8 protein-coding genes are annotated in these 14,860 nt (G+C 30.3%); 7 read left to right on the forward strand and 1 reads right to left on the reverse strand.

The features are described 5' to 3' along the window. Positions 1–17 precede the first annotated feature (17 nt). Entirely contained in the window at positions 18–1,190 is a 1,173-nt protein-coding gene (locus tag BPP43_RS10125; protein ID WP_015274873.1) for an iron-containing alcohol dehydrogenase, read from the forward strand. 282 nt (positions 1,191–1,472) lie between these two features. Here the strand turns inward: BPP43_RS10125 and mltG are convergent, their stop codons facing one another. Next, the gene (mltG, locus tag BPP43_RS10130) at positions 1,473–2,480 is read right to left on the reverse strand and encodes an endolytic transglycosylase MltG (RefSeq protein ID WP_015274874.1); all 1,008 of its coding nucleotides are present in this window, start codon (positions 2,478–2,480) and stop codon (positions 1,473–1,475) included. Positions 2,481–2,667: 187 nt separating this feature from the next. Here mltG and BPP43_RS10135 point away from each other — a divergent pair, with 187 nt between their 5' ends. The 6 genes from BPP43_RS10135 (at position 2,668) to BPP43_RS10160 (ending at position 14,828) form a co-directional block, all read left to right on the forward strand. Beyond that, complete coding sequence (locus BPP43_RS10135) at positions 2,668–5,055, forward strand: sodium-translocating pyrophosphatase (protein WP_013243816.1); 2,388 nt, start codon at positions 2,668–2,670, stop codon at positions 5,053–5,055. A 222-nt stretch (positions 5,056–5,277) separates the two neighbouring features. Beyond that, positions 5,278–6,042, forward strand: a complete 765-nt coding sequence (locus BPP43_RS10140) for a hypothetical protein (protein WP_015274875.1) — start codon at positions 5,278–5,280, stop codon at positions 6,040–6,042. Between the two features lie 69 nt (positions 6,043–6,111). Then, positions 6,112–7,044, forward strand: a complete 933-nt coding sequence (locus BPP43_RS10145) for a sugar-binding transcriptional regulator (protein ID WP_015274876.1) — start codon at positions 6,112–6,114, stop codon at positions 7,042–7,044. A gap of 370 nt (positions 7,045–7,414) precedes the next feature. Then, positions 7,415–9,694, forward strand: a complete 2,280-nt coding sequence (locus BPP43_RS10150; protein ID WP_015274877.1) for an arylsulfatase — start codon at positions 7,415–7,417, stop codon at positions 9,692–9,694. 369 nt (positions 9,695–10,063) lie between these two features. Next, positions 10,064–12,433: a sulfatase-like hydrolase/transferase gene (locus BPP43_RS10155; RefSeq protein WP_015274878.1), complete on the forward strand. Its 2,370-nt coding sequence runs from the start codon at positions 10,064–10,066 to the stop codon at positions 12,431–12,433. A gap of 28 nt (positions 12,434–12,461) precedes the next feature. Next, positions 12,462–14,828: an arylsulfatase gene (locus BPP43_RS10160; RefSeq protein WP_015274879.1), complete on the forward strand. Its 2,367-nt coding sequence runs from the start codon at positions 12,462–12,464 to the stop codon at positions 14,826–14,828. The last annotated feature ends 32 nt before the right edge of the window (positions 14,829–14,860 follow it).

Genomic DNA, 14,860 nt, shown 5'->3' on the forward strand with positions numbered 1-14,860 from the left:
TTATGAAGGTTTGAAATATGCAAAGTTTTAATTTACAGCTTCCTACTAAAGTAATATTTGGAAAAAATGCTCAAGATAGTACTGTTTCAGAAATAAAAAAATTAAATGCTAAAAAAGTATTTATAGTTTATGGTTCTAATAGAATAAAAGAAAATGGGTTATTAGAAAATATAGAAAACATGTTAAAAAAAGAGAATATTGATTATACTTTTTTTAATAATGTAAAAGCTAATCCTCTACTTTCTCATGCTAGAGTTGGAGTAAAAAAAGCTATAGAGTTTAATGCTGATTTAATTTTAGGGATAGGCGGAGGAAGCGTAATAGACACTGCAAAAGCAATAGCAATAGGAGCAGCTAATCCTCATGTTGATATTTGGGATTTTTGGACATACAAAAAAACTCTAGAAAAAACTATTAATGTAGGATGCATAGTTACAATTTCTGCTGCAGGAAGTGAAACTAGTACATCAGCAGTGCTTACTAATGATGAAACTTTAGAGAAGAGAGGGCTTAATACAGAGTTTAATCGTCCTAAATTTGCTATAATGAATCCTTGTTTTACTTTTACTTTGCCTTATTATCAAGTGGCATGCGGAATAGTGGATATTATGATGCATACTTTAGATAGATATTTTGCTGATAATTGCTTCAATGAAACTACAGATGCTATTGCTGAGGCATTACTTAGAGTTGTTATAAAAAATGGTATTATAGCTATGAAAGATAAAAATAACTATGATGCTATGAGCGAGCTTATGTGGTGCGGAAGTTTGTCTCATAATACTTTAACAGGTTTAGGTAATGAGTTTGATTTTATAGCACATAAATTTGGTCATGAACTTAGTGCCCAGTTTGATGTAGCACATGGAGCTAGTCTTGCTACAGTTTGGGGGCATTGGGCTAAATATTGTTATGACTATTCTGATTATACAAGAGAGAGATTTAGAAAATATGCAAAAAATGTGTGGAATGTTGATGATGCTCTAGAAGGAATAAATAAAACTATAGAATATTTCAAACAAATTAATATGCCTACCAATTTTACAGAATTAGGAATAGGCATTCAAGACGATGATATGCTCAATTTACTTACCAATAGAACCACAAAAAATGGCAGTTTAACTTTTAATCATTTTAGAGCTTTAAATAAAGACGATGTGTTTAATATATTTAGAAGCTGTAATGTTTGATATGCATTAAGAATTTTTAACTTTTTTATTTTAGTTATTTACAGGGTTTTGAATCGCACCATATATCTTTTATTGGTATAAAAAAACTTTATATGCTTCGTATACGCTTCGCAAAGAACTGCATTATTTAGCTTAAAATGTTGGTATTATCTTAATTATATATTCCAAACATATAAAGCTAAAATTTGTACTTTTTGCAACTTTGACGAAGTCCACACAGTGTGCTACGGGAAAAAGTTGATAGAAAAACAAAAACTTATAATAACAAAATATACTTGTTTGTTATCTTTTAAAAATATATTTATCAATGTTTTTTAAATGCTCTTCATAGGTTACAGAGAAAGCATGTTTTCCTGTGCCGTCCGCTACAAAAAATATATAATCTGTTTTGGCAGGGTTTAATGATGCCTCTATAGCTTTAGCACTGCTTGAACATATTGGTCCTGGAGGAAGTCCTGTATTTTTATAAGTGTTATAAGGGTGAACCATACGCAAGTCATCATATTTTAGATTTGGCTTTTCTATATAATCACCTTTTACCAAAGTCATAGCATAAATTGTTGTAGGGTCTGCTTCTAGTCTTTTATCTATATTTAATCTATTATAATATACAGAAGCTATTAATTTAGGGTCATCATTAGGTCCCATTTCTTTCTCTACAATAGAAGCCATAGTTAATACTTCATGTACAGTTCTTCCAATTTTTTTGGCTCTCTCTTCCAAATCTGGAAACTGTTTAAAAAGTGAATCTATCATATGAGTAACTAATACTTCTGCAGGATTACCTTTTACTATATAATATGTAGAAGGAAATATATATCCTTCTACACTATCAGAAGGAATACTATATTTTTCCAATATTTTTTTATCATGACATGCTTTTAAAAACTCTTCTTTTGTAGTAAAACCTTGAGTTTCTAAGTAGTTAGCTATTTCGTATATATTTTTACCTTCTGCAATGGTGAGCCTTACCATAGCCTGTTTACCGCTATTTAAATGCTTCATTATATCTATCATGCTCATATTTTTATTAAGCTCATAATAACCGCTTAAAAGCTTTCTGTCATATTTTAAATGTTTAGCTAATACAACGAATAATCTTGAGTTTCTTATAAGTCCTTGTTCTTGTAGTTTTTTTGATATATTATAAGCACCTTCTCCTTGCTTAATTTCAAAGTATACTTTTTGAGAATCTTTTGCTACTGGTGAAACTGTATATACTATTAAACTAGCTATTGATATAGCAAATATTACAGCTATAGAAACTATTATAATTAAAGCTCTTTTCATAATTTTGCATAAACCTTTATATGATTGATTATTGATTAATAATTATAACCAAATAAATAGAAATTGTCAAAATAGTAGATAATACTATATATAATAATTGTACAAAAATCATTGACAATTTATGTGTTTTATGATATACTACATAACTGTATAATTTCTAACAAAATTCAAAAAATAGGGTAAGTATATGAAATACGAAATTTTAGCTCAAAATGCCCGCTTTTTTACAATATCAGCGGCAATTCTAACCTTAGCTTTTGCATTCTATTTCTACAAATGGATGCGTAAGCAAGATGAAGGTACAGACAAAATGAAAGAAATTGCTTCACATGTTCGCTCTGGTGCTATAGCTTATCTTAAACAACAATATAGAGTTATAGCTTTCTTCTTTGCTGGAGCTTTCATTATTTTTGCTATTCTTTCTTATGCTTTAAAAGTACAAAATCCTTTCATTCCTATAGGTTTCTTAACAGGAGGTTTCTTCTCAACACTTTCTGGATTCTTAGGTATGAAAACTGCTACTTATGCATCAGCAAGAACTGCTAATGCAGCTAGCAAATCACTAAACCAAGGTTTAACTATAGCTTTCCGTTCTGGTGCTGTTATGGGTCTTACCGTTGTTGGTTTAGCTTTATTTGATATATCTATGTGGTTTATAATACTTAATGCTTGGCTTGATAATAGTTGGTTTAATACTGACTTCTTAGCTTTAGGTAATATTGCTCGTGATTCTTCAGAGTTTATTTCTGCTAAGATGCACTTTGTTACTACTACAATGCTTAGCTTTGGTGTAGGTGCTTCTTTCCAAGCTTTATTTGCTCGTGTTGGTGGCGGTATATTTACAAAAGCTGCTGACGTTGGTGCTGACTTGGTAGGTAAAGTTGAAGCTGGAATACCAGAAGATGACCCTAGAAACCCTGCTGTTATAGCTGATAACGTTGGTGATAACGTTGGTGACGTTGCTGGTATGGGTGCTGACCTATATGAATCTTATGCAGGTTCTATACTTGCTGCTATGAGTTTAGGTTCTGCTGCTTTTGGTTATATTAATCCTGATATTAGCCCTATATATGCTGTATCTCTTCCTATGATACTTGCTGCAATTGGTACTCTTTCTTCTATAATAGGTGTATTCTTCGTTAAAACTAAAGAAGGTGCTACTATGGGAGAATTGTTAAAATCTTTAAGAGTTGGTGTTTATGTAAGCAGTGCTATAATAATAGTTGTTGCTTTTATATTAGTAAAAATGCTTCTTCCAAACAATTTGGGATTATTTGTTTCTATAATTGTAGGACTTATAGCTGGTAACGTAGTTGGTTTCTTTACAGAATACTATACTGCTGCTGAATATAAACCTACTCAATGGGTTGCTGAACAATCTAAAACTGGTCCTGCTACTGTTATCATCGGCGGACTTGCTGTTGGTATGCAATCTACTTTAATACCTGTTGTTACAGTAGTTGTTTCTATTATATTAGCATTTGGTTTTGCAGGCGGTTTTGGTGCTGGTGCTTCTGCATTCTCTCAAGGTTTATATGGTATTGCTTTAGCTTCTGTTGGTATGTTATCTACTTTAGGTATTACATTAGCTACAGATGCTTATGGTCCTATAGCTGACAATGCTGGCGGTAATGCTGAGATGTCTGGTCTTCCTGAGAGTGTTAGAGAGAGAACTGATGCTTTAGACTCTTTAGGTAATACTACTGCTGCTACTGGTAAAGGTTTTGCTATTTGTTCTGCTGCTTTAACTGCTATGGCTTTAATTGCTGCTTATATAGAAGAGATTAAAGTTTCTTTAGGCAGAATGATTAATTCTGGTAATTTGACTTCTATTAATATAGGTACTATAGAATATACTGCTAATACACCTGCAGAATTATATCAGAAAATAGTTTACAGCTTACATATGAATGAGTTTATGAATGCTTTCAATATTCACTTGATGAACCCTAAAGTATTAGTTGGTATATTTATCGGTGCTATGTTAGTATTCTTCTTCTGTGCTTTAACTATGAAAGCTGTTGGACGTGCTGCTGCTGGAGTTGTTGAGGAAGTTAGAAGACAATTTAGAGAGATTAAAGGTTTATTAGCTGGAGAGGCTGGAGTAAAAGCTGATTACGAAAAAGCTGTTGAAATCTGTACTAAATCTGCTCAAAAAGAGATGATTGTTCCTTCTGTACTTGCTATAGTTGTTCCTGTTGTTGTTGGCTTTATATTTGGTGTACCTGCTGTTATAGGTATGTTAGTTGGCGGTTTAACTTCTGGTTTTGCTATGGCTGTTATGATGTCTAATGCAGGTGGTGCTTGGGACAATGCTAAAAAATATATTGAAGCTGGTAATTTAGGCGGTAAAAAGATACTTGATGAAAATGGCAACAAAATCACTAACCCTAATCATGCTGCTGCTGTTATAGGTGATACTGTTGGTGACCCATTCAAAGATACTTCTGGACCAAGCTTAAACATTCTTATTAAACTTATGAGCTTAATAAGTGTTGTATTTGCTGGTGCTGTTGTTGCTTTCTCACCAAAAATTCAAGCTTTACTTGGAATAGCTGACCAAATTATTAAGTAATAAATTTTATTAAATATATTATAAGCTGTCTGACTTTAATTAGTTAGGCAGCTTTTTTTATTTAACTATGAACTATAATTCTTTTTATTATAGAATAATTGTAAAATAATGGTAATTTTATATTTATTTATAATACTAATCATACTTAATATTATTAATTTTAGGTATTTACGATATCATTTTGGTTTTGTTATTTTTAATATAAAGTTTTTTGGATTTATTATGAAGTTTGTAAAATATTTTTTATTGATAAACATTTTTATTATAACTATTACATACAGTGCATTTGCCAGTTTAGAGATAAATTTTCAAGGACATTATGGAATTGCTTTTCCATTTAATTCTATAAAAGTAAATGATAATTATAAAAACACTATTTATGACAGCGTTGATGGTACTTTAGGTTTTGAAGGAACTTTGTTTTTCCAAATAGGAAATTACTTTAAATTATTTGAAGATGATTATACAAGAATTATTAAAGGTGTGAGTTTATTTGGAGATATTGGTTTTAGTATTAATGCTTTGATGTCTGATTATAAAGAGAATAATAATAAATATACAGAGGTACTTGGATTTTATTCTATGCTGGTTGGGGCAACTGTTAAATTAAATTTCAGTAAAATGTCTATAGGATTAGGTACAGGAATAATAGCTCCTTTATATGCTATGGTTGCTTCAAGTAAATATGGCGGGGTTATGTCAGCACCTGATGATTTAGATAATTGGAATGTTAATGATATGAGAAATCTATTTAAAGCTCCAATAATGCCTTATATAAAACTCACTATTGAAGGATTTTTGTATTTAGTTTCTAATTTTGCTGTTACTCTTGGAGGCTATATGATGTATAATTTTGGTATGCAGTACAAAACAGATGTTGTTAATAATAATTTAGGCGGCAATATATATAATCAATATAATTTCTCTGATTTTTCTATTGGTTTAATTTTAGGTATATCTTTTGGAAGAAGCGACGGATATAATTAAAAAGCTATAATTTTGACAAATTAATTTTTTTCTGTATAATAAATTTAAAAATTAATTTGGATAAAATAAATGAATATTTTTGATGATCTAAGTCTTTTATATAAAGTTGCTAAATATTATTATATAGAAGATTATTCTCAAGGTGATATTGCTAAATTACTTAATATATCAAGACCTCAAATATCAAGGATTTTAAAAAGAGCTAGAGAGCTAGAGATAGTAAAAATAGAAATATCAATGCCTAACAATTTAAAAGATGATGAGACAGAAGAAAAAATAAAACAACATTTAGGTCTTAAAGATGTATTAATAGTAGATGATTCTAATGATAATAAACTTTTATATGTAAAATCATCAGAATATTTATCAAGTATAATAGGAAAAAATAAAAAAATAGGTATAGGTTGGAATGAAACTTTATATAATATTTCAATAGAATTAAAATATAATGATTCTGATAAAGAAAAAATATTCTATCCTCTTGTTGGAAATTTAGGTAATAATAACAACCCTTATTTGCAAATAAATAATATAGTTGATAGATTTGCAGAGAAGTTTAATTCAAGAGCTTATTTTAATAATTATCCAGCAATAACAGAAAAAAAATATCTTAATAATAATGATATGGAAAAATTAGAAGAGTTTAAAAAATTTTGGACTGATTTAGATGTTGCTGTAATAGGTTTAAGCAGCAAACATGAATCTTATAACTCGTATATAAAAGATATCCCAAAAGTAGATAAGCTTAATATTGATAATATTGAAGGAATGGTACTTGGAAGTTTTTTTATGAATGATGGTAAAACTTTTAAGTATCCTGATAAGTATTATATTAATTGTATAATGCTTTCTGAACTTAAAAAAATAAAAAATATAGTTTGCGTAGTAACTGGAAATCAGAAAATAGATATAATAAAATTTGCAGCTATTAATAAATATTTTAATATTTTAATTACAGATAAAACAACTGCTGATTATATAGTATCTTCTTTTAAGATTTAATTTTTATCAATATTTCTTTTTTACTTTATTTTTAAATCCTACTCTAGATATTTATTGATTTATTTAAAATTATTTTATTTTTTGTATATTTTTTAAATTTTATCAACGCCTAGCATAATTTTTATAAGATTTACTATATTATTACCGCACGCAGAGTATAACTATTTTTTATAGGTTAATTACTAATAGTATTATTGTTTATATAATAGAATTTTGTTTTTCGTGCGTATATAATTTTTATCTTTTTTGAGAATTTTTTCTGAAAAATATTTCAAAAATTTGTTGACAATAAATTATCATATTATATAATTATAGAAAATTTGTTCAGAACATTAGTTCTTAATATTTACAATGGAGTTTATTAATATTTATGAATAAAGAGAATATTGTTTCTAAATCATTATTATTTACAGGTGCATTAAGTTCATCAATGATAAGTGTAAGCTGTAATAATAATGCGGTAGCTGATAACAGTGTAGTTTTAGCTAATAATAATATAGAAAAGCCCAATATTGTTTATATAGTTATAGATGATATGGGATTTTCAGACTTAGGCTGTTATGGTTCAGAGATAAGTACACCTAATATAGATAGGCTAGCAGAAAATGGACTTCGCTATAATAATTTTTGTGTTACTCCTTTAAGTTCACCAACAAGAGCAGCACTTTTAAGCGGAAGAAATTCTCATTCAGTAGGTATGGGAAGACTTGCTAATTATACTTTAGATGCTCCTCATTCTACAGCACAAATAACAAATACAGCAGCTTTAACACCAAGACTACTTAAAGATAATAATTATAATACTTATGCAGTAGGTAAATGGCATGTGGCTCCTTTATGGGAAACCAGCAGTATAGGACCTTATAATAATTGGCCTTTAGGAAGAGGATTCGATAAGTTTTATGGATTTATGGACGGAGAAACTGATCAATTTAATCCTGAACTTGTTGATGGAAATACTCATGTTGATACTGTATATGATGATAATTATCATTTAACAGAAGATATTACAGACAGAGCTATTTATTATATTAAAAGCCATAAATCAATATCAAAAGAAAAACCTTTCATGCTTTACTATGCAACAGGAGCAGCACATTCACCTCATCAGGTACCGGAAGAATATGTGAAGAAGTATGAGAATGTTTATAATGTTGGCTGGGATAAAATAAGAGAGGAAAGATTAAAAAAACAAAAAGAATTAGGCATAGTACCAATGGATGCAGAACTCTCTCCATTAAATGAAAATGTTAAGCCTTGGAATGAACTTGATGAAGATACAAAAAGATTATTTATAGAATACGAAAAACATTATGCAGCTTTCATAGAGCATACTGATGCACAAATAGGAAGACTAATAAAAGCATTAGAAGATATGGGAGAGCTTGATAATACTGTAATATTCTTAATAGCTGATAATGGTCCTTCTCCTTCTGGAAAAGCTACAGGAACTTTAAATACTGTTAATATAAAAAATGGTATTATGTCAGATATAGAAAAAGATGTTAAGAGAATAAATGAATTTTCTAAATTAGCACCTAATTATCCTCAAGGCTGGGCACAGGTTTCTGCTACTCCTTTTAGATATTATAAAGAAAGTGCAAATTATTTAGGAGGAATAAGAGTGCCTTTAATAATACATTATCCTAAAGGCATTGATAAATCACAGAATGGAAGCATAAGAACACAATTTAGTTTTGTTACAGATATAGCAAAAACTGTATTGGATATTACAGGCATAAAAGAACCTAAAACAGTTGATGGTATAGAACAAATGCCTTTACATGGATATAGTTTAGTTCCTACTTTCAATGATGCAAATGCTGATACTAAAAGAACCACTCAGTATTTTGAGCTTTACGGTAATAGAGGTTTATATGATAATGGATACTTCTTATCAGTTTCTCATAAAAAGGGTGATAGTTTTGATAATGATAATTTTGCTCTTTATGATTTAAATACTGATTTCTCTCAGCTTAAAGATATTTCAAAAGAGAATGAAAGCAAATTAAAAGAGATGAAAAACTTATGGGATAAAGAGGCAGAAAAATATGGAGTTAATCCTCTTGATGACAGAGTGCATGTTGAACTAATAGCTAAGCAATTAAGTGCGAATATAGAAAAGAAAAACTCTTTAACATTATACCCAAATACATCAAGTATAAATGTTAATATATCGGCTATACCTACAGCATTGAACCGTTCTTATGATATAACAGCATATTTAAATAGAAAATCTACCGCAGAGGAAGGCGTATTATTGGCATTCGGTAATCATTATGGCGGATATTCATTATATATAATAAATAATAAATTAAATTATGAATATATATACGATGACACAAAATATCATATAGAAGTAAATGAGCCTTTGCCTTTAGGTGAGTTAGTTATAAAAGTGAAATACAGTAAAACAGGTAAAGATTCAGGAGAAGCCTCATTATTAGTAAATGATAAAGAAGTCGGAAAACTTGCATTACCTAAAGTATATCCAATGACAGCAAATACAACAGACGGAATGTCAGCAGGAAGAGATTTACAAGGCAATGTAAGCGAAAGATATGAAGGCAGAGGACATTTTGAATACAGCGGAGATTTAGAGAAAGTAACAGTTGAAGGACATAATGATTATAACAAAATAGCTATGTGATAAATTAAGAATTTAGAGGAGATTTTATATTTATATTGAAATGATTTTAGTTTGCCCAAACACCATTTTAAATTTAGGTATTTGTGTGGACTAGACCCACAGCTCTGCGTGCTTAGGCAAGATCCATTTTTTTGCGACCGTAGGGAGTGCCTGTGGTATTAACACATATGAAGCCAGCTTTTCGGCGAATGGCTATATTTTATCTTAAATTTAATAAAGTATCTTACATATAAGATAATTTTAGTATTATTTCGTACTAATTTTATATTTGCACTTTTTGCGGCGGGAAAAAGTTGACTAAAAAATGACAAACTTAAAAATTTTCAGTATATATAAAAAATACGAATTGCAAGGAGAATAAAATAGTATATGAGAAAAAATAATAATTTAACTAAAGGTTTTTGTATAGGTTCATCTGTACTCATGGCTGCATCTGCAGTGTCATGCTCAAGTGAAACTAAATCAGAAAAGCCTAATATTGTTTATATAGTATTAGATGATATGGGATTCGGTGATTTGGGTTGTTATGGTTCAAGCATATCCACACCAAATATTGATGCTTTAGCTAATAATGGTATAAGGTATGTTAATTATTTTACTTCTCCTTTAAGTTCTCCAAGCAGAGCATCACTTCTTACAGGGTGCGAAGCTAATAAGGTTGGAATGGGAGCGGTAAGTCAGGTTGATTTCGGAGATTTAGCACCTAATATGTCAGGAAGAATAAAGCCCGAACATGCTCCTATAACTCATACTTTAAAAGCAAATGGATATAATACTTATGCTATAGGTAAATGGCATTTAGGTCCTTATGATGAGTTTACACCAGACGGAGATAAATATCATTGGCCTTCAGGAAAGGGGTTCGATAAGAATTATAATTTTATAGCAGGACAGGCTAATCAATTTCAGCCGGGCGGTATTATAGAAGGTGATGAGTTTATAGTTCCTGATACTTCAGACCCTAATTATCATTTGAGTAGAGATATAGTTGATAGAACATTAAAATATATTGATGAATCTAAAAATAAACCTTTCTTTGCTTATGTGGCATTCGGAGCTATGCATGGACCTTTCAATGTTGCTAAAAAATATATAGATAAATATAAAGGCAAATTTGATCATGGTTGGGACGTTGAAAGAGAAAAAATATTTGAAAGACAAAAAGAATTGGGAATAATGCCAGCTGATGCAGTATTATCAGAAAGAAATGATGAAGTACCTGCTTGGGATAGTTTAACAGAAAAAGAAAAAGCGGTTGCTGCAAGACATATGGAAACTTATGCTGGATTCTTAGAGCATACTGATGAACAGATAGGACGCTTAATTTCAGAAATGAAAAAACGCGGAGTTTATGATAATACTATATTTATAATTGTTTCAGATAATGGAGCTAATTATAATGGTGGAAGAAATGGAAGTATAATGAATCATGCCAATGAAAATTTATATGTTCATGATTTAGATACGCAATATAGTTTATTAGATGAATTCGGAAGTGCTTTATATGGAACAGAATATAATAAAGGCTGGGCTAATGTTTCAAATACACCATTAAGATATTTTAAAACAAAAACACATTACGGCGGAGTTAAAACTTTCTGTATAGCTTCTTGGGCTAATGGCATAGCTGATAAAGGCAGGATTTCAAAAGATATGATAGCTGTATTTGATATAACTCCTACTATGCTTGATATTATAGGAGCAGAACCTTTAAGTCAAGTTAACGGAGTGAAGCAGGAAAATATGCAGGGTATATCATTCAAAGAAAGTTTTGAAAGTTCTAATCCTATGACTAATCCTAGAAAAGAAATAGCTTTGCTTATGATGCTTGATAGAACTTATGCAGATGGAAGCGGATACATTATAGTAACTAATCCTAAAACTCAGGAATGGGAATTATATGATATAAATAATGACCCTACTCAAATGAAAAATTTAGCTTCTTCTATGCCAGATAAAGTAAAAGAAATGGCTTTGAAATATGAAACAGTAAGAAGAGAATTCCATGACTCAGAAAATTTACTTATGGATATAGTACATAAAACTAGTCCTGAAACATTAACAAAACGCTACGGACAATTAGCTTCAGATGTACTTACTTCTCTAAAAACTGGTAAGGCTGTATCAAAAGATGCAGAAGAATATTTAAGACTTTATAAATTCTTTAGTTATACTCCAGAAGGTGCAGGATATACAGGAGTAGGCTCTGTTTGGTATTATCCTTCAACATCTAAATTTAGAGCAACAAACTATACATACAAAAAAGAAGACGGGTATTTCTTCTCATTATCAGCAGCAAGAACAGGCCCAGTTTCTCATAAGATTAATGTTGATATAGAAGTGCCTAATAATGCTAAAGGTGTTATATATGCCAACGGCGGTTTAGATGGAGGATATGCACTTTATATAAATGATAATGGAAACCTTGTATACGAATATAATTATTTAGGTGAAAGACAAAAAGTTATATCACCTGAAATAATGAAAGAGGGTAAATACAATATAGTTATGGATTATAAGAAAGACAAAGTAAATAGCGGAGTCATTGATATGATTATAGATGGAAATATAGTTGCAAGTTCTCCTGTAAAAATGCTTCCTATAATGATTTCTTATGATTATTTCAGTATAGGTGAAGATGTAGGCTCTAAAGTGAGTTTAGATTATAAAGATGATTATGTATTTAATGGCAAGGTAGATGAAGTAAATATAGTACTTGGAGATGATTTATTAAAATAGAAATATTTTATAAAAGGAGTATTGATATATGACAAATAAATTCAAAAAAGGATTTTGTTTCAGTACATCTTTAATGGTGGCTGCATCTGCAGTATCATGTTCAACTGAAACTCAATCAGAGAAACCTAATATAGTTTATATAGTATTAGATGATATGGGATTCGGTGATTTGGGCTGTTATGGTTCAAGCATATCTACACCGAATATTGATGCTTTGGCTCAAAATGGTATAAGGTATGTTAATTATTTTACTTCTCCTTTAAGTTCGCCAAGCAGAGCATCACTTCTTACAGGGTGCGAAGCCAATAAAGTTGGAATGGGAGTTGTAAGCGATGTTGATTTCGGAGAATTAGCTCCAAATATTACAGGAAGAATAAAAAAAGAACATGCCCCTTTTACTCATACATTGCAGGCTAATGGATATAATACTTATGCTATAGGTAAATGGCATTTAGGCCCTTATGATGAGTTTACACCAGATGGAGATAAATATCATTGGCCATCAGGAAAAGGTTTTGATAAAAATTACAACTTTGTAGCTAGTCAGGCTAATCAGAATCAGCCAGGTGGTATGATAGAGGGAGATGAGTTTATAGTTCCAGATACATCAGATCCTAATTATCATTTAAGCCAAGATATAGTTGATAAAACTTTAGAATATATTGATGAATCTAAGAATGAGCCATTCTTTGCTTATGTAGCATTTGGAGCTATGCATGGACCTTTCAATGTTGCTAAAAAATATATAGACAAATACAAAGGTAAATTTGATCATGGTTGGGACGTTGAGAGAGAAAAGATATTTGAAAGACAAAAAGAATTAGGTATAATTCCTGCTGATGCAGTATTTTCTCCAAGAAATGAAGATGTACCTGCTTGGGATAGTTTAACAGATAAAGAAAAAGCAGTTGCTGCAAGGCATATGGAAACTTATGCAGGATTTTTAGAGCATACTGATGAACAGATAGGACGCTTAATTTCAGAAATGAAAAAACGCGGAGTTTATGATAATACTATATTTATAATTGTTTCAGATAATGGAGCAAATTATAATGGCGGAAGAAATGGAAGTTTAATGGCACATGCTAATGAAAACTTATATGTTCATGATATAGATACTCAATATAATTTAATGGATGAGTTTGGAAGTGCTGTATATGGAACAGAATATAATATGGGTTGGGCTAATGTTTCAAATACACCATTAAGATATTTCAAAACTAAAGCACATTACGGCGGAGTTAAAACTTTCTGCATAGCTTCTTGGGCTAATGGTATAGCTGATAAAGGCAGAATATCAAAAGAGATGATAGCTGTATTTGATATTTCACCTACAATGCTTGATGTATTAGGTTTTGAACCTCTTACAGAAGTTAATGGTGTTAAACAGGAAAAAATGCAGGGTATATCTTTTAAAGAGAGTTTTGAAAGTTCAGCACCTATGACTAATCCTAGAAAAGAAATAGCTTTAATGATGATGCTTGACAGAACTTATGCAGATGGAAGCGGATACATCATAGTAACTAATCCTAAAACTCAAGAATGGGAGCTTTATGATATAAATAATGACCCTACTCAAATGAAAAATTTAGCTTCTTCTATGCCAGATAAAGTAAAAGAGATGGCTGCAAAATATGAGGAAAGCGTTAAGAGAGATTTTAATGGAGCACAAAATTTATTAATTGATTTTGCTCATAGAGTAGACAGTAAAATATTAATAGAGCGTTATGGACAATTAGCAAAAGATGTACTTACTTCTATGCAGACAGGTAAGGCTGTTTCAAAAGAGGCAGAAGAATATATGAGATTATATAGATTCTTTAGTTTTGTTCCTGAAGGTATAGGATATGCTGGTGTAGGTTCAGTTTGGTATAGACCTCCTTCATCAAAATTAAGAGCAACTAATTATACATACAAAAAAGATGATGGATATTTCTTCTCATTATCAGCAGCACATACAGGAGCAGTCTCTCATAATATTAATGTTGATATAGAAATAGATGATAATTCTAAAGGTGTTATATATGCAAACGGAGGTTTAGACGGCGGATATGCACTATATGTAAATGATGATGGTAATTTAGTATATGAATATAATTATTTAGGTGAAAGACAAAAAGTAATATCACCTGCAGCTTTATCTAAAGGAAATCATAATATAATGATGAGCTATAAAAAAGATAATGTAAACAGCGGAGTTATTGATATGATTATAGATGGAAATGCCGTTGCAAGCTCTACTATAAAAATGCTTCCTATAATGATTTCTTATGACTATTTTAGCATAGGTGAAGATGTAGGCTCTAAAGTAAGTTTAGATTATAAAGATAATTATGCTTTTAATGGAAAAGTGGGAGATGTTAATATTAATTTAGGAGATGATTTACTTAAATAATTAATATTCTAGTTTTTATTTTAAGAGGGTGA

The organism is Brachyspira pilosicoli P43/6/78 (genome assembly GCF_000325665.1).
In the GTDB taxonomy this organism is placed as follows: Bacteria; Spirochaetota; Brachyspiria; order Brachyspirales; family Brachyspiraceae; genus Brachyspira; species Brachyspira pilosicoli.

Bases quoted from the DNA above. Each gene is read 5' to 3' on its own strand.
- BPP43_RS10125 (WP_015274873.1), top strand. From the start codon at position 18: ATGCAAAGTTTTAATTTACAGCTTCCTACTAAAGTAATATTTGGAAAA.
- mltG (WP_015274874.1), bottom strand. From the start codon at position 2,480: ATGAAAAGAGCTTTAATTATAATAGTTTCTATAGCTGTAATATTTGCT.
- BPP43_RS10135 (WP_013243816.1), top strand. From the start codon at position 2,668: ATGAAATACGAAATTTTAGCTCAAAATGCCCGCTTTTTTACAATATCA.
- BPP43_RS10140 (WP_015274875.1), top strand. From the start codon at position 5,278: ATGAAGTTTGTAAAATATTTTTTATTGATAAACATTTTTATTATAACT.
- BPP43_RS10145 (WP_015274876.1), top strand. From the start codon at position 6,112: ATGAATATTTTTGATGATCTAAGTCTTTTATATAAAGTTGCTAAATAT.
- BPP43_RS10150 (WP_015274877.1), top strand. From the start codon at position 7,415: ATGAATAAAGAGAATATTGTTTCTAAATCATTATTATTTACAGGTGCA.
- BPP43_RS10155 (WP_015274878.1), top strand. From the start codon at position 10,064: ATGAGAAAAAATAATAATTTAACTAAAGGTTTTTGTATAGGTTCATCT.
- BPP43_RS10160 (WP_015274879.1), top strand. From the start codon at position 12,462: ATGACAAATAAATTCAAAAAAGGATTTTGTTTCAGTACATCTTTAATG.